The organism is Pseudarthrobacter sp. TAF60_1, from assembly GCF_052113505.1.
Classification (GTDB): domain Bacteria; phylum Actinomycetota; class Actinomycetes; order Actinomycetales; family Micrococcaceae; genus Arthrobacter.
In genome coordinates this window covers 298,024-319,501 of sequence record NZ_JBFRDI010000001.1, presented here as the reverse complement: position 1 = coordinate 319,501, position 21,478 = coordinate 298,024, and the positions used below count along the sequence as shown (strand labels likewise).

At 57.1% G+C, this 21,478-nt stretch carries 19 protein-coding genes; 5 read left to right on the top strand and 14 right to left on the bottom strand.

Annotated elements, in window-relative coordinates; genetic code table 11:
- Window positions 1–420: 420 nt before the first annotated feature.
- From AB4Y73_RS01570 to AB4Y73_RS01530, 9 genes are all read right to left on the bottom strand, one after another.
- Window positions 421–1,521 carry a glycosyltransferase gene (locus tag AB4Y73_RS01570; protein ID WP_441867680.1) on the bottom strand — a complete coding sequence of 367 codons (1,101 nt, stop codon included), beginning with the start codon at window positions 1,519–1,521 and terminating at the stop codon, window positions 421–423.
- The gene (locus tag AB4Y73_RS01565; RefSeq protein ID WP_441867678.1) at window positions 1,514–2,875 is read right to left on the bottom strand and encodes a lipopolysaccharide biosynthesis protein; all 1,362 of its coding nucleotides are present in this window, start codon (window positions 2,873–2,875) and stop codon (window positions 1,514–1,516) included. Before AB4Y73_RS01565 ends, AB4Y73_RS01570 begins: the two co-directional genes overlap by 8 nt.
- A complete protein-coding gene (locus AB4Y73_RS01560) occupies window positions 2,803–4,146 on the bottom strand; it encodes an O-antigen polymerase (protein ID WP_441867676.1) in 1,344 nt (447 codons plus the stop codon). The genes AB4Y73_RS01565 and AB4Y73_RS01560 overlap by 73 nt, the downstream gene beginning before the upstream one ends.
- A gap of 73 nt (window positions 4,147–4,219) precedes the next feature.
- Window positions 4,220–5,143 carry a glycosyltransferase gene (locus AB4Y73_RS01555; protein WP_441867674.1) on the bottom strand — a complete coding sequence of 308 codons (924 nt, stop codon included), beginning with the start codon at window positions 5,141–5,143 and terminating at the stop codon, window positions 4,220–4,222.
- On the bottom strand, window positions 5,112–6,086 hold the full coding sequence (locus AB4Y73_RS01550) for an NAD-dependent epimerase/dehydratase family protein (RefSeq protein WP_441867672.1): 975 nt from the start codon (window positions 6,084–6,086) through the stop codon (window positions 5,112–5,114). Before AB4Y73_RS01550 ends, AB4Y73_RS01555 begins: the two co-directional genes overlap by 32 nt.
- Window positions 6,087–6,159: 73 nt before the next feature.
- A complete protein-coding gene (locus tag AB4Y73_RS01545) occupies window positions 6,160–7,650 on the bottom strand; it encodes a polysaccharide biosynthesis tyrosine autokinase (protein WP_441867670.1) in 1,491 nt (496 codons plus the stop codon).
- Between the two features lie 754 nt (window positions 7,651–8,404).
- Entirely contained in the window at window positions 8,405–9,910 is a 1,506-nt protein-coding gene (locus tag AB4Y73_RS01540) for a WD40/YVTN/BNR-like repeat-containing protein (protein ID WP_441867668.1), read from the bottom strand.
- Between the two features lie 406 nt (window positions 9,911–10,316).
- Entirely contained in the window at window positions 10,317–11,324 is a 1,008-nt protein-coding gene (gene galE, locus AB4Y73_RS01535; protein ID WP_441867666.1) for a UDP-glucose 4-epimerase GalE, read from the bottom strand.
- An 86-nt stretch (window positions 11,325–11,410) separates the two neighbouring features.
- On the bottom strand, window positions 11,411–13,276 hold the full coding sequence (locus AB4Y73_RS01530) for a glycosyltransferase (RefSeq protein WP_441867664.1): 1,866 nt from the start codon (window positions 13,274–13,276) through the stop codon (window positions 11,411–11,413).
- Window positions 13,277–14,062: 786 nt separating this feature from the next.
- Here AB4Y73_RS01530 and AB4Y73_RS01525 point away from each other — a divergent pair.
- The 3 genes from AB4Y73_RS01525 to AB4Y73_RS01515 all read left to right on the top strand — a co-directional run bounded on the left by AB4Y73_RS01525 (window position 14,063) and on the right by AB4Y73_RS01515 (window position 17,067).
- A complete protein-coding gene (locus AB4Y73_RS01525; RefSeq protein WP_441867662.1) occupies window positions 14,063–14,326 on the top strand; it encodes an acyltransferase family protein in 264 nt (87 codons plus the stop codon).
- A 94-nt stretch (window positions 14,327–14,420) separates the two neighbouring features.
- Window positions 14,421–14,702 (top strand): hypothetical protein, encoded by a 282-nt coding sequence (locus AB4Y73_RS01520; protein WP_441867660.1) that lies wholly within the window; start codon window positions 14,421–14,423, stop codon window positions 14,700–14,702.
- A 256-nt stretch (window positions 14,703–14,958) separates the two neighbouring features.
- Window positions 14,959–17,067, top strand: a complete 2,109-nt coding sequence (locus tag AB4Y73_RS01515) for an acyltransferase family protein (protein ID WP_441867658.1) — start codon at window positions 14,959–14,961, stop codon at window positions 17,065–17,067.
- An 89-nt stretch (window positions 17,068–17,156) separates the two neighbouring features.
- On the opposite strand, the gene AB4Y73_RS01510 is transcribed toward AB4Y73_RS01515, so the two are convergent.
- From AB4Y73_RS01510 to AB4Y73_RS01495, 4 genes are read right to left on the bottom strand one after another with little or no spacing between them, the layout of a single operon-like run.
- Complete coding sequence (locus AB4Y73_RS01510) at window positions 17,157–17,333, bottom strand: hypothetical protein (protein ID WP_441867656.1); 177 nt, start codon at window positions 17,331–17,333, stop codon at window positions 17,157–17,159.
- Window positions 17,334–17,383: 50 nt separating this feature from the next.
- Complete coding sequence (locus AB4Y73_RS01505) at window positions 17,384–17,680, bottom strand: hypothetical protein (protein ID WP_441867654.1); 297 nt, start codon at window positions 17,678–17,680, stop codon at window positions 17,384–17,386.
- Window positions 17,668–18,459, bottom strand: a complete 792-nt coding sequence (locus AB4Y73_RS01500) for a hypothetical protein (protein WP_441867652.1) — start codon at window positions 18,457–18,459, stop codon at window positions 17,668–17,670. The genes AB4Y73_RS01505 and AB4Y73_RS01500 overlap by 13 nt, the downstream gene beginning before the upstream one ends.
- A 12-nt stretch (window positions 18,460–18,471) precedes the next feature.
- Complete coding sequence (locus tag AB4Y73_RS01495; RefSeq protein WP_441867650.1) at window positions 18,472–18,594, bottom strand: hypothetical protein; 123 nt, start codon at window positions 18,592–18,594, stop codon at window positions 18,472–18,474.
- Between the two features lie 63 nt (window positions 18,595–18,657).
- On the opposite strand from AB4Y73_RS01495, the gene AB4Y73_RS01490 reads away from it, so the two are divergent.
- Both AB4Y73_RS01490 and AB4Y73_RS01485 read left to right on the top strand, forming a co-directional pair.
- Entirely contained in the window at window positions 18,658–18,918 is a 261-nt protein-coding gene (locus tag AB4Y73_RS01490) for a hypothetical protein (RefSeq protein WP_441867648.1), read from the top strand.
- Window positions 18,919–18,974: 56 nt separating this feature from the next.
- On the top strand, window positions 18,975–20,177 hold the full coding sequence (locus AB4Y73_RS01485; RefSeq protein WP_441867646.1) for an acyltransferase family protein: 1,203 nt from the start codon (window positions 18,975–18,977) through the stop codon (window positions 20,175–20,177).
- Window positions 20,178–21,062: 885 nt separating this feature from the next.
- On the opposite strand, the gene AB4Y73_RS01480 is transcribed toward AB4Y73_RS01485, so the two are convergent.
- Window positions 21,063–21,452, bottom strand: coding sequence for an Hpt domain-containing protein (locus tag AB4Y73_RS01480; RefSeq protein ID WP_441867644.1), 390 nt, complete (start codon window positions 21,450–21,452; stop codon window positions 21,063–21,065).
- Window positions 21,453–21,478 lie beyond the last annotated feature (26 nt).

The following is a 21,478-nucleotide window of genomic DNA, read 5'->3' as shown; positions in this document are numbered from 1 at the left end:
CTATCAGCCAAAGCATCGGTAAGAACTGCGGAGCTAGCTCCCACAATGACGGGATCGTCTATGTGTACTTGGCCAATTATCCGAGCACCAGCGCCTAGATAGACGCCGTGACCCAATGTGGCAGTCTGAACCGATTTGGACACCCGCACCAATGCCAAGAACACCCACTCGAGGAAACAAAAACTGATTCTCCCCTTTCCTACTTCTCCAAGACAGGTCCGCACCCGTCAAAAACTGATTCATCTGCTTGGGCAGGCTTTGTGCCGAGTTGATTGAGCCAGCCTTTGTGGAGAGCCGAAAAGACCAAACCGCTTGATATCTAATAATACAGAACGTAAGCAGTATGCGTACGTCGCGATGAATCTGAAAATCCTTATATTCTATATTTCGCTGAAGATCCTGTGGGAGCATGGAGAAGGCCTACTGCGCTGCTACAAACTGAGAATATATAGCAAATGAACTGGTTCCAAGCAGTCGACTGTCGAATCGAATCCTGGCCATTTTGCTCGCATTCTCACCCAATCTGAGTCGGAGAGAGCTGTCGCCAATGAGCGCCCTGACATAGCCCTCCAACACTGCGTCGCTCTCTGCGATGTATCCGGTAACGCCGTGTTTTACGATATCTATATTGCCAATGCAGTCTGACACCACGCAGGGGATTCCCAAGGCTTGCGCTTGTAGCACCGCGATAGGCAGGCCCTCCCACAAGGACGTCGACACATACACATCAAGGCTTGCAATCCGTCGCAGCGCTTCCTCTTCGTCGAGCCATCCGGTTATGCCGAGCGGCGCGTCAGATATCCAGGAATCCAGGTCGGTTGCGCTTCCCCCGCCGATCCAGTGAACGTCGGCAGTTTCCGCCACGGAGCGGGCTAAGGCGGCGAATTTCCAGGGAGCCTTGGCATATGTAAGGCGCCCGGCGGTACCTATCTGTGGGCGCCGAGTCTGTCTTATGGTAGTGGGAAGTGCGCTGACATCAATCCCGTTTTCCAGGACGTATAGCCGTCTAGAAGAGACTTGACGCTTGGCAGCCTCCATCTCCGAGTCAGAGACGAGGACCATCGCGCTTCCTACTCTATGTAGGCATGCTTCAATGAAAGCAAAAAGCCGTCTCTTCCAAGAAGGGATGTCCTGACGCAAAAATGAAAAGCCGTGTGGGCTGTAAAACGTCGATGCTTGGCGTCTGACTGAAAGCGCCGCCAAGCGACCGACCGCACCTGCGAAGGAGGAATGCAGATGAACGAAGGTAGGCCGGAGCGTTTGCATAAGCCGAACTATCTCGACGAAGAACCCTACGGCCGCCGTTGGCCCCATTCCCGAACCAGCCGCTTCCGAGACGGTGACCCGGTCGACAAAGAGGCCTCGAAGGGCTTCGGGGCTGGGCGTGTCTTGTCGGCGTCCGAGCAGTATGTGCACGTCTGCTCCGTTGCTAGACTGCGAGTTTGCCAGCTGGACCAACGCGTTCAGTACGCCGCCGCTGCTTGCTTGGGAAACATGCAAAATTCTAATAGGATCAAGCATTTCGGCTCAAACTTTCTTCCAGAGGACGGCGAGCCGAATGTCTGGGCCGCTTTTCACGTCGATGATTCGCACTAAACATAAGGCACATGAGGACAGCTAGTCCAAACGAGCACCCTAGGGCTGAATATATTACGGATACCGGGCCCACAATCGGTATTAAAACTATATTGGCAACGACGGCAAGACACGCAGCAGCGAATTGCACGATGCTTCTGGCTGCCTGACGCCCTAATCCCATGAGGGCATCGCCGAATAAATAGTGAATCCCATTTAGCACGACTAGAGGGGCGAGGCACCATAAGTAGCTGCTCGCCTCCTGATAGCTTGCCCCCAGTAGTATCGGAACGAGTGGCGAAGCAAACGCGAGAAAGATGCCAACTAGGGTGCCGTATCCTAGGACAAGAACAAGGGGCTTTTTGACGACGTTCCATGTGGCTGCTGAGCCCTCGACGCCAGCACGAAAGAGCTTGGTATTAAGAGAATAGACAAGAGCCTGAATCGGTGCCGATGCCATCGTTAGGATCTTCGAAGCCGCCGAAAATGATCCAGACGCCGCCAGGAAGCCGTAGGACGAGAGTATGAACTTGTCTGCGTCCGAATACAGTGTTCGGGACGCTGTACCGAGGCTGAAGAAGACGCCCACTTTCCAAGTTTGCTGAAGGCTGTGCTTGACAAATTCGGGGCGACCGGCTGTTCTTACTGCCCAAATTAGAACAATTGCGGTTGTGGTGATCGTCGTTCCGGAGTAATAAATAGACCATTGGGCCGCGGTGGGCAATGGAAATAATGCGAAACCTAGGGCCACAAGCACGCGAATAAGGCCTGCAAGGATACCGCAAATTGCGGTCTTTCCAAGTTGGTCTTTCGCCTGAAATACCTGCTGCGCAAGATCGAACAACCTCAGCGTGAAAACTTCTGAGACTATCAAGGGCAGAAGCACGGCAAAAAAGGATGGACTGATCGACAAGCCTATGAGCCCGGCGATTAAGGCAAAAGGAATCGCCGAAAGTAGGACATACACTATGGAGGTACCCATTTGCGCCTGCAACTTCGATGGGTCACGTGATGATTCAAGGACGAGAACATTCCCAGCGCCGGCTCCCACTAAGCATGACATGACTGAAACCAAAGCCATGGCTCCAGCAAAAAGACCAAACTCGGATGCCTGGAGGGTTCTAGCGATCAGGACAAAATACACGCCTTGAGTTACAAATCCCACCGCATACGAGCTAAGCATCCGCATCGCACCGGATTTGAAAACGCCGAAATTTAATCTAGCGTTCACCGCCTGAAGCTCGCTAATTCTTGTTGGTGGGAGAATATCCTCTGCGACTTTGAGCCGTATAGGATCCAAGGAAGTGCGACGGACGCTATTATGGTGAGATAAAGGTAGCGGAAGTCGCCCAGCAAGGCGTTAACGAAGAACGACCAGATGATCGACACAATTAATATGACAAGAACCGGCAGGGCCGCAACGCTTCCCGAGAGAAACTTTCGGAGGGCTACCGAGGCGATAAAACCAAGTAAAAATGGCATGAAAATCACACCGGGCCAACCGAAATCTAGATAGAAATCCAAATAGGATGTGCCAGTGTTTGTCGCAAAAGGTACCCCGAAGATCTCAGACGAGTAGTAGTCAAGCGAATGCGGGGCTACTGGGACATCTAGACCGCTTCTCTTCAGTAGTCCATATAGTCCCGTGAATGTATATGCCCCAAGTCCCTCAGACGGGGCTACGGCACCGCTTATTTCCGCCGGAGGAGTTGCGATTCGAAAATCAGTATTTATTCGCTGATTTAGGCCAGCTAGCGACGAGATTAGATATTGGGCAAGAGATTCAAAGCCAGTGGAGTTGTGCGTTGCATTATTCCGCTGCTGGATTGGGTAAAGCAAGACAGGAATCATTACGCCGCCAGCTATCAAGAGGGCGGCGAGGCGGCCCCGGTTTCTGCCACCAGATGACAAACGGCTCACAGTGCCGATGGGTCGTTGTGTAATTGACTTGGCATATAGGGCCGTTGTCGCGAAGATAAGCAGACACATAAAAAATGAGGTCCGCTGCAGACTGAATAGGCTATAAGCTGCCGCAAGGATAAGTGGTATCGATGCGATGCCGCGCATGCCAGACTTCCAGAGGATGGCTCCCGTAAAGAGGGATACGTGACCTAGGAAGAGGAGATAGCCGAGACTTCCGGTTATGAACGAGGAACCGTCCAAAGCTGCATTTGTCGTGGCGAGACGATCTTGGGCGTACTGGTACTTGTATTCGTTACCCAGTGCCGCGGAGGAGGAAAATATTGCTTGGACTCCTCCAAGTCGTTGAAGGACCGGCCAGGCATCGATTGCCTGCATCACACCGTAGCCGCCCAAGGCAGCACTGAGACCTAGGTGCATCTTTAGTACCCGGCGTGTACGGACGGCTGGTTTCGGGCGCATGGCTGTGACACGCGAGGAACTCACTACCCATCCGATCAGTGAGCCAGCGGCGCTGGCAAGAAAGCCTACGAAAACCATGGCCCACAGTTCATCGGTTAACGACGGATTCAGGGCGCCGGGAATGGACGCGATAAGCATTACCGTCGTCCATGGCACGACAAGCGCTGTTACTGGGTTTAGCCAAGGCATGCGAGCAAAGTGGCCTATAACCAGTAAAGAGGCTGACACTGCGAGTAAAGCTATGATCATTAGTTACTCACGTTTAGGAGTAGGGGCGGTGGCGTTGGGCGTTGGCCTTGACTTGGTTTAGCCAAGTTTCGGCTTCGATTCGTTCAGCGGTACTGATCGGCGCAACTTTCCGGTCGTAGAGGTAGCGCGCGAGATGTTGGCAACCAGCCGCCGTAAAAAGCAATTGTTTTCCGTACGACACTGAAACATATTTCGCTAGGTCCCTCGAGGAGGATAAACTTCGGGCATATTTGAAGAGGATTTGACGGTTGTATGCCTCATTTCGCTGCAAGCGCTTAGCGGACAGTAAACGCGGAACCCGATAGTACATCAAGCGATCGGGCACCTTGGCAAAAGTGCTGCTTGCCCAGGTACGCAGCCAAAGTTCCTTGTCTTGTGCACGGAGCAGTGATTCGTCATAAGGGTTGTTTCTAAACCAGGACGTTCGCGCCATGATAGTTGGATGTGAGAAGGCATTGCTGCGCAGAAAGCCCTGTCCGTCACTCGGCAGCGGGGGTTCTCTAAAAGCTCCTACAAGGCGGCTTTGCTCATCAATGATGTAAGCATTTGTGCCGAGGACATCAAGATCGCTATTTTCTTCAAATTCTTGAGCCTGGCGAGCAATTCGGTTCGGATGCATGATATCGTCGCCGTCCATTCGGGCCAGCAAGGGAAATTGAGCCAGTCCCGCTACGCGATTTAGAGTGGCTCCTAGACCGGAACGCGAGCGGTACTGAATCAGGCGTATTCGAGGGTCATCAAAGGTTCGAGCAACCGATGTCGCAGCCTCGGTGGGACCGTCACCAACTAAAAGGAGTTCCCACTCAGAATGAGTCTGGCTGAGGACGGAACGAATCGCTAAGGCAAGCTCATCAGTTTGGTCGGTAAATGGAAGTCCAATGGAAACCGCAGTCATGCCGTCATCATCATTTCTTTTCTGAATAATGAAGTAGTCCATGCGACAGTCCGCGCATCCAAGCGACTTGGGATTCGAGCCCTTCGCGAATGGCAACCTTCGGAGTCCACCCTAGAAGAGTTCTGGCCCGCGTGGTACTTCCTCCCGTTCTGAATACATCGCCGGGGATCTTGTTACGGTGCTGAATATTTAAGTTTCGTCCTAGTATGGATTCAATAATTTGCAAGGCACCATTGACAGTGATCGACGTTCCACCGGAAAGATTTATGACTGAACCTGGTACAAGGGTCCTCTGGAGAACCGCCAGATTCGCCGCCACAATGTCAGTGACATGAGTGAATTCGCGGATCTGCTCGCCATCACCGAAGATCGATAATTCAGACCCATTCAGTCCAGCCCTTATGAATCTATTGAAGGCCATGTCGGGTCGTTGCCCGGGGCCATAGACCGTGAAGTAACGAAGAGAAACGGCCGGCAGATCGAAGTTTTTGGCGTAGAGAGTGACCAAGTGTTCCGCAGCTAATTTGCTGACGCCGTAGGGACTTACAGGAGCCGGAAGATCCATTTCATCAGTCGGGAATTCTACTGCATCTCCGTAGACCGACGAGGAGGAGGCATAGACGAATGACTTAAGGCTTGGCGTGTTCTTTGCCGCTTCGAGGAGTCGCTGCGTCGCGCTTATGTTGTGTCGGGTGTAGATAGAGAAATCCTGTCCCCAGGATTTTCTAACACCAGGTTGGCCTGCTTGGTGGAAAACGGCCGTTGCCCCGCGAAGAATTGGCATAAGATCAGCCTCTCCGAGGTCCACTTCGTGGAGTGTGAAGCGAGGATGAATCATAGATGCGACGTTGAGCCGCTTAATTTTCGGATCGTAGTAATCAGTGAAACTATCTATGCCAACGACCTCGAGATCACTGTTGAGGAGTAATTCTCTACAGAGGTTGCCCCCGATGAAGCCGGCGGCTCCAGTTACTACAACTTTCATCCTGAGATCCCTTAAATCTGTACCGTCTGATTGGTGATTCACTTCGTATTCATGTGTTTTTACACAGGTACATCTATAAGTGTGTTGACGGAAATTTTCGGGCCGGACGGGACTTTTCGTCGTCCCAGTTTTTATCCGCCTCGTTAAGTGCAATATATGTCTTTGCGCCGTTACGCATAGCGGCGTGTGGATCTCGCTCGGTGTCGTGTGCGCTGGGTTCGTGGCTGTAATAGCTGTACGCATAGGCGTCGGGGCCTTTTACGGGAAGCCGGTTCAGGACTATTCCCAAGATGGAAGCACCTACCATATTGAGTGCACTTATCGATTTTTCAAGGTCGTGATTCTTGAGTTTTTGTGATCCGACGACGATAACAACGCCTCCGACGTGTTGAGACAGCACTGCCGCATCAGTCACGGGCAGCAGCGGTGGCGCATCGATCACGATGGTATCGAATGCCTGCTCCAGCCGCTCAATCAAATATTTCATTTCGTCTGATCCGAGCATTTCGCTGGGATTGGGGGGAATGCGGCCTGAAGTCAGAACGAAGAGGCGATCCTCACCCCAAGGCTGCAGTAGTTCGTTGACTTCGGCGGCCCCAATCAACGCAGTTGTCAGGCCAGCGTCGCGTTCGAGGCCCAAGTAGTCGTTGACCATCGGTCGCCGCAAATCGGCGTCGATGAGGCACACGGTCTGGCCTGCTTGGGCCAGCGCAATGGCCAGGTTGGTCGCGGTTGTACTTTTCCCCTCTCCCGGGAGAGAAGAGGTTACCAGCACGGTTTTTGCGCTTCCGGCTACATTTGCAAACTGTAGGTTTGTTCGTAGCTGTCGAAATGATTCGGCTCGGGGACTTTGGGGTCCAGCCTGAGTGAGAAGCGGCTTCCGGACTGCGTCCTGATCGAAAGCGATTCCGCCCAGTAGTGGGGCGTCCGTGACTCGGCGCAGGTCGGACTCACCTCGTATGCGGCTATCATGCGTAGTCCGAAGAATAGCTGCGCAAAGCCCGAGCGCGACTCCTGCGGCCAGACCTGCAAGCAGGTTGAGTTTCGTGTTCGGTGCTGACGGAGTGGTGGGCGCTTCTGCCGGTGTGATTATGGACAGCCCTACCGGGGATGTTCCACCGGTTTTTGGCTTTTCCAAACTGTCGATAGCTTTTATCAGGCTGTCTCSGACAGCCTGCGCGGTGGCGGCCGCCCGGACCGGAGAGGCGTCCGATACCGAGATGTTAATCAACACCGTATTAAGATCGGTACTTGCTACCACTCGCTTCGACAGTTCCTGTGACGTGACATCAAGCCCAAGGGCGTCAATCGCGGGCTGCAGGACAACGGGCGTAGTTACTGTTTTCACATAGGACTGCACCCTGGCTTGGGAGAAGGTATTTCCCTGTTGGAGTTCCACGACCGTGCCGGAGTTCTGGATAGAAACGAAAAGTTGCGTTGTGGCGGTGTAAGTTGGTCGGATCAGCGCCGACATAGCCCCACCGGCCATCAATCCAATTAGCGTTAGAACAAGTATAAGTATCCAGTTGCGCCGTAATATGCGCGCGTAATCGCGTAGGTCCATACCGGGGTCCCCCTGGTGTAATTGCAAGAGGCCCGAATGGGACGCCTCCAGAGCAGAAAAGTTCGCACGTTCGGAGCAATCATACCTGCTGGAAGTAGCCCATTAGGGTCAGGTGTAATCTGGCGACGCGACTAGCGGGACGCAACCGATAGGCAAGGGGGCCGATCTGCCATCCCCGTTCGGGGTGCTCTGTCATGGACGTCCGTTCTCAGTTACTGCCAGGTTCGGCTCTATCCCGAGAAACTACTGTCACTTCGATGAGGAGGCAGCAGGCTATGGGCAGCCCTGGTAAAGCAAATCGTCTTTACGGCATCCTTGCCCGCCAGCACTCTTAGGCGGACACTCATTACGTTGCCACGCGCCATGCCGGCTCACTACTAGACCATTGCTAGACTTTGAAAGGTCGTAACAAAACCTCGGTGCGGTTCGTCACCAAGTTGCCCCTAGGATTCTGGGGGTGCGTTTCGTTGAGTCTGCAAAGTACGGATCCCATCTCTAGTGCGCGCCCGGGCTGAAGGTCTCATTTAACTCACTGTGCTGCAGTGCGGCACCGGCAGACTACGGGAATGGACACTCGGCCAAGAGGGAGTGATAGTAGCGACTTAGATTGGCGAGTCATCGAACCCATTCCCCGCAGATCGAATGCCGGATACGCGAACTGGCACACCGAGGGACACCCAGAATTCGGCCTTCTTAAGCGTTCGCGACTACTAAAGTATCTTCGACCCGCCGAACTAAAGGCAATCGCGTCCAATCACAGGGTGAGTAATGGTCGAGAAAAGCCTTGAACCCAGAGGCGGTTGCTGCCTATGTAAATGCGACTGTCCGGTGATGTGGTTAGTACGTCCAGCAGAACGGTTGTGCCGTCAGGATAGCAGGCGAACAACCCGTCCACGTTTCCACCGGCACCGCCATTAATGGAGACGAAGTAATAGACGCCAGTAGCGGGATCTATGGCGCCGTAGTAAGCCATTACGCCCCATGCTTCACCTCCAAAGATTGCGGAGACGCCGGAAATTGTGAGTTTCGCGCTGTTGAAAAGGGTAACTTGCGTACCAGAGTCCACGGACTTGATGTACGTATCAATCGGGATGAAGTCCTGCCCCAAGGTGCGCAGCCGACTCCCCGCGTCGTCCGCCGTGAAGCTGGCGGAGGCAGAGGTGACGACGGGGCTGCCACTCGTCATGGTCAGATCGCGCACTTTACGCGAGGCGAGGCCGCCTGGAACAGCTGTATGCCGGTGGCTGTGTCGCGCATGCCACCGAGGAGTTAGGGTCGCCTTGTCGACCCGGAGGACTGACATGCCAGCTGTGGTATCAGACGCGTACCAAACAGACGCCTCATCGAAGCTGATCTGACAAGATTGATACGCTTGGCTCGTGCCTAATTCGCCAGGTAGTTTTGCCCACGTAGCCCCGTAGTCAGTGGACCTGTAATTGTATCCGGCACTGTCAGCGTCCCCAACTGCCATATAGACGTGCCCGGGGTTATACGGGTCTACACTGATGCCATGGACGTGGCGCGCAGCGAAGCCTCCTGGCCCAAGCACGCGTTGCCAGGTGGTACCGTCTGCCGATCGGTAGACGGACGGCCCCCCGACCGCATCCCCATATTCGCCCCAGTAGATATATTGCGAGTCGGCATCAAAAGCGGTGCTGAATATTGTCGAACCTGTCGCTCCATTCAGTAGGGAGCCTGACCAATTAAAGTTACCTATGCCAGCGACTGGCGCGGCTCGAAAAATACCTGGACGTCCGTCAGAGGATTTCAGTGTCTGGAAGTAGTAGTTGCCCTTGAAGGCCACAATCGCGGTCTTTCCGGCCTTTGAGCCCGATGCTGGCGCATCTGTTGGTACGTTGCGGGGAAACCACGTTGCCCCTCCATTATCGGACTGCGCCAACCCGTAAGAGTTTTGACCGAGAAGGGTCTGGCCATTGTTGAAAACCCCGATGATGGACCGTCCACCAGTAGCCTGTGAGGTGTCACCGTAAGGTCGAGAACTTGTGATGCGCTTATCGACCAGATAGGTGACCGTCGCTGTATCTGCCATAGCCACTGAGGCAGCCGGATTTGTGGTACCAGCAGCGTGGGCTGGTGCCGCGGTGAGAAGAGCTGCTGCGCCTGCTCCGACAGTTGAAACCGCCGCTAATCCTAGTATTTTGCGCCTATTAATTTGATCGGTGGCCGAGTGACCATTCTCGACCGTGGCGGCGGGCTGGTTTTCGTCAGCCCCTTCAGGGCCATGCTCTGTGAATTCCATAACGTCAAGGTAGCTTCATCCCTATTGAGCAAACACCGTAGTCGGTACGCGCATTTTCCGCTTGAGGGATGATGCATGGTACTCGGTAGCCGATCTCAACTACGCGCACTTGAAATGGCAACACTTGAATCTCAAGGCCTCATAAAGGATTTATCAAGATAAGCGCAACTACTGCTTGGCCGTGGTCGTCACCGTAGGTCGATATACGTTTGATGGAAGGTCGAAAAGTTCGCGGTTTCACACAAACATCTGCATTCGAGCTACTGATTTGATATCTAACGGGAACGCCCTGTGAGTCGGTACTTTGGCCAAAGACCTTTGCCGAATTATGATGTTATGGACGGTAATCGCCCGCCTCTTTGCTAGAATCCTAGGTCGGCGCGTCCGATCAGTATATTGGACTTCTTTAATAACCTTGGGGATTGGTCCGTTGCCACCGCCAGTGGTCCTGGCACATCTGCTTCAAGTCTCTCTCTGCCGACCATCCCAGATCGGCCCGCGCAGCTGAGGGGTCGGCATAGCTTACGGCCACGTCGCCCTGACGCCGAGGAGCGATCTCGTAGACAATGGTTTTGCCAGCTGCCTTGCTAAACTCGTCGATCACTTCCAGCACAGACGCCCCCCGTCCAGTTCCCAAATTCCAGCGGTACGCTCCGGTGCTTGTCATTAGGTGGCCAAGCGCGGCAATGTGTCCTTCCGCGAGGTCCATGACGTGTATGTAGTCTCGCACGCCGGTACCGTCGTCGGTTTCGTAGTCGGCTCCGAAAACTACGACTCGTGGGCGCTGGCCCACTGCCACCTGAGCCACGAACGGAACAAGGTTGTTGGGGGCGCCTTCGGGGTCTTCCCCAATGAGACCTGAAGGATGTGCCCCAGCAGGATTGAAGTATCGGAGCAGAGCAATGCTCCAACGTGGGTCGGCGGCGCTCAAGTCACCGAGTATCTCTTCTACCTGTATTTTCGTGCGGCCGTAAGGATTGACGGCTGCCATAGGCGAATTTTCAACCAAGGGAACAGTTCCGGAGGCGCCATAGACAGTAGCGGACGAGCTAAATACGAGTTTGTAGACCCCGTGCTTTGCCATGCTCTGCACTAGATTGAGCGTTCCGGCAACATTATTTTGGTAGTAACGCAGGGGCTCAACAAAGGACTCTCCGACCGCCTTTAATCCGGCGAAGTGTAATACCGCATCAAAATTTTCACGGGCAAAGATCTCATCGAGAGAAAAGTCATCCAACAAGTCAATCTGACGAAAACTAATCGACTTTTGAGTAATCTCCTGTACCCGTCGGAGAGACTCGTACTTAGAGTTCGCCAGGTTGTCCAGTGCCACCACATCATGGCCTGCCTCAAGTAAAAGTAGAGTCGTGTGGGACCCGATGTAGCCAGCAGCTCCCGTTACAAGTATTTTCATGAACCCCGTCCCGCATGTTTAATGTACCAAGGAAAATGCCAAGCAGACCCTGTCAAAGTAAGGGCCTACTCGACGCCCATTCAAGCTCACGTAAAAGCTTTTGTGAGGTCTCCTTTTGCACCAACAGCAATTGCTGCCGTAATCTGTTGGGCTTGGGCAGTCTTACCCAGCCTAATCGCCATACCCCAGAGTGCAATATGAAATATTGATGAGTTAAGCCTAAATCTTGCATTATCTAAAACGCCGGCACAGTTATTCTTATCAAAAATTACTCTGTTGCGAACCGCAAAAAATGTGCGATTCGATTCCGTCGCATGGAGAAGTCCAGCTAGTCCAGAATGGCCGTTAGACTCAGACCATTTCGCATCGATGTCATTCACAACCGCCCCCGGGCAAAGTGCAACTCTGCCACCCATGCTGACAAATCTAGCGGTGTATTCAGTGTCATCTTCATAGAGCCCTAGTGCAGTGTTTGGCAGGCCAACAATTTCGAGGGACCTTCTAGATGTGAACAATCCTCCGTACGGAGCGTACGGCACAATAATGTGTGCTGCAGGCCCCCCTAGATCGGAGATTGATGCTGGAAGCTTGGATCTCACGCGCTGCCAAAGGTCAAAGTACATGAAGGAACCCTTGGGTGGATAAATGCAAGCCGGAGGAAGGCCATTGGCCACCGCGGCGTGGCTCGGACTGCTAGGTCGCACTGCGCAGACAGCAACTGGACCGCGCGGACTGGAGTGTCTGAGCGTCATCTCCTCTTGCATCAAGTTGTCAAGAGCACCAGGATCGCATTCGTTGTCATCGTCGAGAAGCCACAGGTAGTCTTCTTCTGTCGTCTGGAGGAAGGCCCGGATAGCGCTGGCAAATCCTTCAGCGGACCCGAGGTTTTCTTGCAAGCGCACAAGGTTGACGCGCTCGTCGTTTAGGGCCAACTCTTGAAGACGAGTTTGTGTCGGTTCTTCGGAACCGTTATCGATCACGATGACTTGCGCCGCTCCAGCAGCAAAAGCGGCTTTTACTGTTCGCTCTACCAAGGGATATCTGTTCGCATATGTGACCGTTGCTGCGATAGCACGCGACGCAACTGGGACCTGAACCTTTTCGCTCATAAGCTGATCCAGAATTTTTTGCGCTGCTGAGTATTCGGTGGAGTCGATTTTGAGCCATTTTGTGCTGAAAAATAACTGCGACAAGCCGAGTTTACCGATTGCACCTAGTACTTGTTGCTTTATTTGCGAACCGGCCAGGCGTATCGAACGCGAAAGCGGCTTACTGTCGCCGGTTGAATACTTATCGACGATCAGTCGATTATATGCTTCATCGCGTTGCATCCTCGCAGCAGAAATCACTCGGGGTCGTCTGTAGTACATCAGTCGGTCCGGTATCTTGGCAAAGTTACTATACTCCCAGGTGCGGAGCCAAAGTTCTTTATCTTCGCCGCGCAGGAGGTCCTCGTCATAGGGGTTGGCCAGGAACCATTCCTTCTTTGCCATGACAGTCGGATGGGTGAACGCGTTGCTGCGAAGATAGCCCGCGCCGACCTCGGGGAGGGCCGGTTCTTTATATAGGCCTGCCAACTGCGAGTCTCCGTCAATGAGGTAAGCATGTGTTCCGAGCACATCTAGGAAGGGCATCTCGTCAAATGTATTTTTCTGAATGGCGATTCGGTCAGGGTGCATTATGTCATCCCCATCCATCCGAGCAATTAGCGGAAATCGAGCAAGCTTGCTAATTTGATTCAGCGTTGCGGCCAGTCCGATTCGCGTGTCGTTTTCATAAAATCGAATCCTTGAATCGGTATACTGGTGCGCAATTTCTCGGGTTTCTTGATCGGGGCCATCACCCATTAATATGAGCTCCCAGTCGGCATGTGATTGCGCAAGAACTGAGCGGATTGCAAGTCCCAGATATCCGCACTGATCGGTGTAGGGGAGGCCAATTGTAACACTCATCTATTTCTCACTTACTTTGCTCCGTAACCGACTTATCAGAAGGGAAGATGGGAGATGGATAGATGGACACCCTTCGTCATCCTCACACCGGCCCGCTCCGCGCGTAAGATCCCTGCCGTTGGTTACAATAACAGGCTCCCGCTTCTTTTGTGGACCATGACCTAGTAGTTGCGTTCGAGGTTCAAATTGCACCACAGATCAGCGTGCTGATGTTAGGCGGCTAAGTGGTTGAGACCGTATCGGCAGGTGGACGTGGTCGCGCGCCCCGAGTCAACGGTCGGGTTGCTGCCGGCATTCATGTGTCGTCGTGCGGCCAATTTTCCAACCTAGCTCGGGTTTCGAACGTCGAGTTCCTTGCCCCATTACGGCACGCGGTGGCAATCAGGGTGGATCCATCCTAGGAGCGGTTCTCTTGGTCTTATATCTTTGGGGTCCGCCCAAAGTTTCCGCGATGCGGATGGAGGTGAATAGTAATACTCGGCGCGGGGCGACTGGTGGCACCGCACAAGGGGAATCACGGGTCTCCTCACCTTCTATTGCGAAGTAGCTTAAAGCTTCCGATGATTACCAGACAACGGACGGGTTATGAGGCGTTTGTCCCGTCTCGACTTGGCGGGGTTATGGAAACGTTATTTATGCTTGCTTAGTGACTTTTCAGCGAAACGGGGGCAGCCCCGACCTCAGAGGAACGTCCGTTCGCGCCCGAGAATGGGCTCATTTCGGCCGTAACACGCGCTCGACGGGCTGCGAACGATTGCCGTCATTGGCGTCTTCCTCTTCCATACCGTGACGGAAGTCGTCCCCGGCGGATCGATCGGCGTGGACGTGTTCTTCACGGTCAGCGGCTTTGTGATCACCCTCCTGATCATGAAGGAGTACCGGGCCGCGGGGCGGCTTTGCCTGGGCGTTTTCTACGCCAAGCGGCTGGCGCGGCTCTGGCCGGCGCTGCTGGCGGTGTGCGCCGTGGTGATTCTGGGCGGGTGGATCTTTCCGCTGTCGGGGTGGGCGGTCAGGAAGCCAACGCAATTCCGGCGGCCGGCTACGTGGTGAACCTGTCGAACTTTGGTCTGTTCGGTTCCTCGACCGGGGGCAACGCGCTGAGCCCCACCTGGACCCTCGCCGTGGAGGAGCAGTTCTACCTGGTGTGGCGGTGGTGCTGCTGGTGATGCTGCGGTTTTGGAAGGTCCGCACCGTCGCCTGGCTGGCCGCCGTCCTGGCGGCCGGGTTCCTTGTCTCACGGCTCCGCTTGGTGTTGGACGGGGCGTCGCTGGCCCGGCTGTACACGGGCCGGACACCCGGGCCGGTCAGCTGCTGCTCGGGTGCACCCTGGCCCTGGTGTTCGCCTCCGTCACCCCTGGTTCCGGGGTCCACGCCGCTCTGGACCGGCGGCCCCACCGCCCGGCCGGCCTGGCCTCACGGGTCCTGAGCCACCCGTGGCTCGCCAACCCCGGACGCGACCTCTCCTACGGTGACGGCCTGGGAAAACCGCGCGCTTCGGCTTCCGACAGGTCTCAGTCACGCGCCAGGTTCTAGTTCGGAATCGTGGCACTACATGTCATGGTTTGGGAAGTTCAGTCAGCGTACATAACCGGATTTACGTGGCAGGTAGAATCGGGGGCAGGTCTCAACTTATAGGGGAACAAATGGCGCAATCGACGCTCTTTCGGCATGCACTAAAGCAGATGAAGCCGAAGCAATCCAGTCTTCGCCCCGACATCCAGGGCCTTCGAGCCCTCGCCGTCCTGCTGGTCATCTCCGATCACATGCTCGCATACCCGTCAGGCGGCTTTGTGGGCGTGGACGTGTTCTTCGTGATTTCAGGGTTCGTGATCACTAGCAGCCTCCTGCGTGAGCAAGCCCGGCGAGGTCGCATCTCGTTCGCCGACTTTTACCGGCGTCGGGCGCGCCGCATCCTGCCGCTCTCAATGCTGGTGTTGCTGGCAACGGTCGGAGCAGGCTGGGCTATCTTCACAACCAGCAGGGCGTGGCAGATCACCCAGGACGGCATCTGGTCGATGATCTTCGGGGCTAACTGGCATTTCGCGTTGGCCGGCACGAACTATATGGAGTCAGACGGTGTTGTCTCACCACTCCAACACTTCTGGTCACTGGCAGTTGAGGAGCAGTTCTATTTCGCGTGGCCGTGGCTAATCGTTCTCGTTACTGGCGTTCTTGCCTCGCGGATGGGCTGGGCTCAGGGCATGGCGTTGCGGGTGCTGGCGTTTGTCATGGCCGCAGTCTCCGTCATTTCGTTCGGGTTCGCAATCTGGGAAACCGCAGCATCCCCAACATTCGCTTACTTCTCGACCTTTTCCCGGGCATGGGAGCTGGGCGCCGGCGCCCTGCTGGCAGTACTCAGCCCAGTGATGAAGCGCCTCCCTGCGGCTATCCGCCCGCTACTTGCATGGGTGGGTCTTGGCGGAATCCTGGCTGGCTCGTTCATCATCACGACGCAGTCTCCGTTCCCTGGTCCGTGGGCCGCGCTCCCGGTTGTGGCAACGATGCTAGTAATTGCGGCTGGAACCGGCGGCTCGCACGTTGGTCTTGCGCCCATCACCAACCCGGTTGCACGCTATCTAGGGGACATCTCGTATTCGCTCTACCTCTGGCACTTCCCAGTCATTATTCTGCTGGGTACCCTCGTTCCGTTGGCGGGCCCCATGGAATACCTCATGTTCTTTGCGATCATATTGGGGCTGTCGGCGCTTTCGTATTACTACCTCGAGGAGCCTATTCGCCACTCTAACTGGCTTGAGCCGGGCAAGAGGGAGCGGATGACAAACCACTCCATGCAGGGCCGTTTGGCCATTGGCGGCGTGATCGCTATGGGTATCGTAACTGCAATCGTTGTGGGCGTCGCCCTATCCAACACCGCCCCGGCTCCGGTGTCCGCTGTTACCGCGCCGCGGGCTACGCCAGGTGCAACGGTGGCGGCTCCCGCGACCTTGGCCGACGCGCACGCCGCCACAATTCAGGCAGCCCTGACGACTGCCGCGTGGCCAGCACTTTCCCCGTCCGTGGACGAGCTCGGACCGCAGGCGAAAGCGCCCGAGTGGGCTAACGATGGATGCCTGGGCATGGACTCCAAGTCAATGGATGATCCAGTGGCTAACGCAGACCGTTGCGTCTACGGCAACCCGGACGCGTCCCGAACTGCTGTGGTGCTGGGCGATTCCATGGCGATCAGTTACGTGCCAGGCATCCGGGCGGCGCTTGAGCCCAAGGGCTACAAAGTGGTCGTGTATACGGTCCAGCAGTGCCCGGCGGAGTCCGTGACCGTCCTGAAGGGAGACAAGTCACCGCACCCGCGATGCGACGTGTTCAGGAACTGGGCACTGGGCAGCATCAGGGGCATGAAGCCGGACCTAGTCATTATGACCAGTAACCACGGTGCTCCGATGGCCGACGGCGCTACCGGCGCGGCTTCCTCGGCCGAGTGGGCTGCCGGTGCGAAGGCCACTTTCGCTGCGTTAGCAGGTTCGGCGACCAGGACCGTCATGCTTACGCCACCCCCAGGCGGAAAGAGTCTCGACGCTTGCGCAACCCGGGCCAGCAAGCCCAGTGACTGTGTTACGGGAACCGACCGTGACGACGAGCGTACGGTTGCTGCCATAAAGGTGGAGGCTGCGGCGGCCAATGTGAAGCTAATCGACGCAACACCTTGGTTCTGCATGTCCGGCAACTGCCCGTCCTTCGTAGGCACAACGCCTGTTTACGCAGATGGTGGCCACCTGACCGCTAAGTACGCCACGGCACTGGCCCCACTGCTTGCCGAGGCGCTGGGAGCCTAGAACGCAGAGCCAAACGGGGGTGTCACATAATCGGTGGCACCCCCGTTTTTGCATCTTAGCTAGATGGTTAGCAGCGGGTGGCTGAATCCCTAGACCCACAGCACGCCGTGCGTGCCGTCGATGAACATCCGCGAGTCGGGCGAAGTGTTGAGGATGTTCAGCGGGGTGATCGTGCCGTCCGGGAAGTACGCGAACAGACCATCGACGTTGCCGCCGGCAGCGCCGTTTATGGACACGAAGTAGTAGGTGCCCGTCTGAGGGCCCACCGCGCCGTAGTAGCACATGACGCCCCACGCCTCGCCGCCAAACACGGCGGTCAGCCCGTAGCTGCGCTGGTGGCGTTGACGAACAGGGTGACCTGCGTGGCCGAGTCAACAGACTTGATATAGGCGTCAATAGGGACGAAGTTCTGCCCCATAGTGCGGAGCCTCGATCCCACGTCGGCGGCTGTGAAGTTCGCTGTTGCCGAGGTCACGACAGGGCTTCCGTTGGTGGTGACAAGGTCCGTCACCTTGCGCGACGGGAGCCCGCCGGGAACCGCGAGGTTGCGGTGCGTCTGCCGCCCGCCCCACTCGGGTGTGAGAGTGGCCCGGTCCACCTTCAGCATTGACATGGCCGCCGTGGTGTCCGGAGCGTAGTAGATGTTCTCGGCGTCGAAGCTGATTGGCAGGACTGGTACGCCTGGGACGTGCCGAGAGCTCCGGGAAGAGCCGCCCAGGTTGCGCCGTAGTCAGTGGAGCGGGCCATGTAGGTGGTCGATGTCGCGTCACCGAGGGCAGCGTAGACGTGGCCGGTGTTGTAGGGGTCCACGCTGATTCCCTGGACGTGCCGACCACCAGCCATCCCACCGGGGCCGAGTACCTGCGTCCACGTAGTGCCGTCTGGGCTGCGGTAGATGGACGGACCACCTACAGGGTCGCCGTACTCGCCCCAGTAGACGTACTGGGCATCGGCGTCGAGGGCGGTGGAGAAGATCGTCGATCCGGTAACGCCAGTGATCAGCGGCCCGGAACAGGTGAAGTTTCCCGCGCCGGCGAATGGGGTTGCCCGAAAGAGGCTGGGCAGCCCATCGCTGATCTTCAGGGCCTGCAAATACCAGTTGCCCTTGAACTGCACTGCGGCCGCCTTGCCGACACTCGAGGAGGACGACGCAACGTCTGTTGGCACGTTGCATCCGATCCAGGTTGTTCCGGCGTTGTCTGACTGCGCGAGGCCGAAGGTGTTCCAACCGAGTAGGGTGTTGCCGCTGTCGGCCATGCCGATCACGCCGCGGCCGCTGGGTGCCTGCTTGGTGGCTTCCATCGGACGTTGCGATGCAACCGGCTTGGACTTCACATAGGCCTTGGCTGCGTTTGCTTTGGTGAGGAGTCGTTTGGTTGCTGGCTGAGTCATCGTGAGGGCCTCCTAGGCGTTGAAGTAGGGGACACTATCGGTGTCAGTGAGAACGGGTACTGCTTGGGAAAATGCGAGGCCGTCCGCGAAGTACGGGACGCCGTCCGTATCGACTCCAGCCTGGGCCTGAGACATAGAGACATAAGTGGCAGAAACTTCCGCGCCGTTTGCCCGCGAAGTTCCGCCACGCGAGTGGTTATGTGTTGCTTCACGTCGGCGGTGGTCAACCATCTGCCTGCGGCGATCAAGGACTTGATCGTCTCCTCCTATAACGATGCGCTGACTCCCGTCTTCATCTGGATGGTCCCGCTCGCGGTGCTCGCCGCCGTCGTCCTGGTCTTCATCAAGGAAAAGCCGCTGGCCACCGCCATCGAGCACGACGTCCTCTCCGAGTCGATTTCCGAGGGCAACATCCTCATCACGGCCGACGACGAGGAACCCGCAAGCGCCCCACGCTAAGGGTTCTCCCAGCCTCCATTTAGCGGGGTTATAGAAACGTTATATATGCTTGCTTAGTGATTCTTAAGCAAAGCGTGGCAATTTCCGCACTGGAGGAACGCCCGTCCGCACTCGAAAACGGGCTGATCTCCGGGCGGAAGCACGCCCTCGACGGTCTGCGGACCGTCGCGGTCATCGGCGTCTTCCTCTTCCACACCGTGACGGAACTCGTCCCCGGCGGCTCGATCGGAGTGGACGTTTTCTTCACGCTCAGCGGCTTTGTAATCACCCTCCTGATCATGAAGGAGTACCGGGCCACGGGGCGGCTGCGCCTGGGCGTTTTCTACGCCAAGCGGCTGGCCCGGCTCTGGCCCGCGCTGCTGGCAGTCTGCGCCGTGGTGGTTCTCGGTGGGCTGATCTTCCCGCTGTCCGCATGGGGCGGCCAGGAAGCCAATGCTCTCCCGGCGGCCGGCTACGTGATGAACCTGTCCAACTTTGGTCTGTTCGGTTCCTCCACCGGCGGCAACGCGCTGAGCCCCACCTGGACCCTCGCCGTGGAGGAGCAGTTCTACCTGGTCTGGCCGGTGGTTCTGCTGATCATGCTGCGGTTCTGGAAGGTCCGCACCGTCGCCTGGCTGAGCGCCGTCCTAGCGGCCGGGTTCCTGGTCTCACGGCTCCACCTGGTTTTGGACGGGGCATCGCTGGCCCGGCTCTACAACGGGCCGGACACCCGGGCCGACCAGCTGCTGCTGGGCTGCGCCATGGCCCTCGTGTTCGCCTCGGTCACCCCGGGGTCCCGGGTCCACGCCGCCCTGCAGGCCGGTGCCCGTTGGGCCGGTCCGGTCGCCGGGCTTGCCTTGGCTGCAGCCTTGTTCGTACTTCAGGAGCCGAACACGCCGGGCGCCTGGTTTGATGTTTTCTGGACGGGCGGCCCCACCGTTCTGGCGCTGCTTGCGGGGGTGGTCATCGGCTCGCTGGTCCTTCGCCCGGCCGGCCTCGCCTCACGGTTCCTGAGCCACCCCTGGCTGGCCAACCCCGGCCGCGACCTCTCCTATGCCGCCTACCTCTGGCACCTGCCCGTCTATCTTCTGGAGATACCGCTGGTCCCGTCACTCTGGCTCCGCGTTCCGCTTGCGGCGGCACTGACCGTGCTGATGGCCTGGCTGTCTTTCAGGTTTGTGGAGCGCCCCATCCGCCGCTGGGCCTCCAAAAGGCAGGAGCCCGCCGTCGCCCGTTCCATTCCGAAGCCCCGGGAACTGAAGCCCGCCGCGACGCAGTAGGCACAACGTGATGCCGGCGCATTGTGCCCCGGGCACTACTTGTGTACGCGACGGGCAAGATTACCGACGACGAGGGGGGATGCCACACGGGAATCCGCCTTGGGGGCAGTTAGAGAGGGCCGGCGGTTGCTGGGAGGCAGTACGTACGATCTCGGTCCGCACCGCCACCGCCGGCCCAATGTCCACCCTAGGCGGCGCGCTGATCCAGTTCACGAGTAGCGGCTACCCGATAAAAAACCGGAGGCTACTCGGTGGGTTCATGTCTTGACCATCAGACGCCGTGCTCGGGTCCTGGGTTAGACGTCTTCATTGAAGCTCAAAGTGACCCTTAGAAATGTCTCTATAACCATCGGCAATTCAGAGCCCTCGGCGGAGTGGTCCCCGGGCCGCGCCGGGCTCAAAGTAGGTTGCCGGTGGGAGAGTGGGTGCTCGTCGTCGACGACGAGCCGGACCGCAGCCAAATCCACTTTGGTGCTCGCCGCTCGGCTGGAGACCAGCAGCGTGCGGAGCATTTAATTCAGAGCGGATCAGTTTCTCGTTGGCTCCGTCAATGGCCACCGTCCTCGCACCGATCCGCATGCTCAGTCCGTTGCGGTCCAGCGCAAGACGGGGATCCGTTGCCGGGAGGCAGGCGCCCGGGTTCCCGTGGTCTGCTCGGCCGGGGGAGAGCCGGTGAGGCCGGCTGCGTCACTCGGCAGCCGTGTCCGCCTCTTGAGCGCGTGGGGTCAAAATGCGGACATAGGCATTGCTGAACAGTCGGACACGGCGACCACCTCTACCCATCAAGGTCCGGCTGGCCGAGTTCCGGTGTTCGATGAGTGCGGACACGGGTAGCCCGTACCCTAGTTCCCCGTTACGAGCTTGCCAGGCACACTTGGTCTGCTGCTAAATGGCCCGCGATTGCCGCATGGCCAGATATTTCAGCAGCGGATGGGAAGTGTGCCGGATGCATCGTTCGATCTGTGAAAGGTGGGCAGCCGCGAGCCTGGGCAGGACACGGCCGGGATCCGGGTTGGAGTCCGTCCGAATGGACTGCTCGAGATCGAATGCAAGCTCCGCCAACCGCTCGGCGCCGACCATTTGGCTGGACGTCTTGAGGCCCAGGACCACATCCAAGGCGCCGGCGCAGTCCCCGGTGGTAAGGGCCAGGCGCAGTTTTTCAGTTCTGATGGGTAGATAGGCGACGAAATTCGTCACGAAGATCGTCCACACGTCCTGGTTGTCATCTAGTTCGCTGCGGAGACGGTCCAGTGTGGCCTGATCCAGGAGGGGCACTTCGTTGCCCTTCTGCCGTGGCTGCT

Coding starts and splice junctions, on each gene's coding strand:
- AB4Y73_RS01560 (WP_441867676.1), bottom strand. CDS start 4,146: ATGCCTTGGCTAAACCCAGTAACAGCGCTTGTCGTGCCATGGACGACG.
- AB4Y73_RS01500 (WP_441867652.1), bottom strand. CDS start 18,459: ATGACTCAGCCAGCAACCAAACGACTCCTCACCAAAGCAAACGCAGCC.
- AB4Y73_RS01540 (WP_441867668.1), bottom strand. CDS start 9,910: ATGGAATTCACAGAGCATGGCCCTGAAGGGGCTGACGAAAACCAGCCC.
- AB4Y73_RS01490 (WP_441867648.1), top strand. CDS start 18,658: ATGTGTTGCTTCACGTCGGCGGTGGTCAACCATCTGCCTGCGGCGATC.
- AB4Y73_RS01505 (WP_441867654.1), bottom strand. CDS start 17,680: ATGTCAATGCTGAAGGTGGACCGGGCCACTCTCACACCCGAGTGGGGC.
- galE (WP_441867666.1), bottom strand. CDS start 11,324: ATGAAAATACTTGTAACGGGAGCTGCTGGCTACATCGGGTCCCACACG.
- AB4Y73_RS01530 (WP_441867664.1), bottom strand. CDS start 13,276: ATGAGTGTTACAATTGGCCTCCCCTACACCGATCAGTGCGGATATCTG.
- AB4Y73_RS01555 (WP_441867674.1), bottom strand. CDS start 5,143: ATGGACTACTTCATTATTCAGAAAAGAAATGATGATGACGGCATGACT.
- AB4Y73_RS01495 (WP_441867650.1), bottom strand. CDS start 18,594: ATGTCTCAGGCCCAGGCTGGAGTCGATACGGACGGCGTCCCGTACTTC.
- AB4Y73_RS01515 (WP_441867658.1), top strand. CDS start 14,959: ATGAAGCCGAAGCAATCCAGTCTTCGCCCCGACATCCAGGGCCTTCGA.
- AB4Y73_RS01570 (WP_441867680.1), bottom strand. CDS start 1,521: ATGCTTGATCCTATTAGAATTTTGCATGTTTCCCAAGCAAGCAGCGGC.
- AB4Y73_RS01550 (WP_441867672.1), bottom strand. CDS start 6,086: ATGAAAGTTGTAGTAACTGGAGCCGCCGGCTTCATCGGGGGCAACCTC.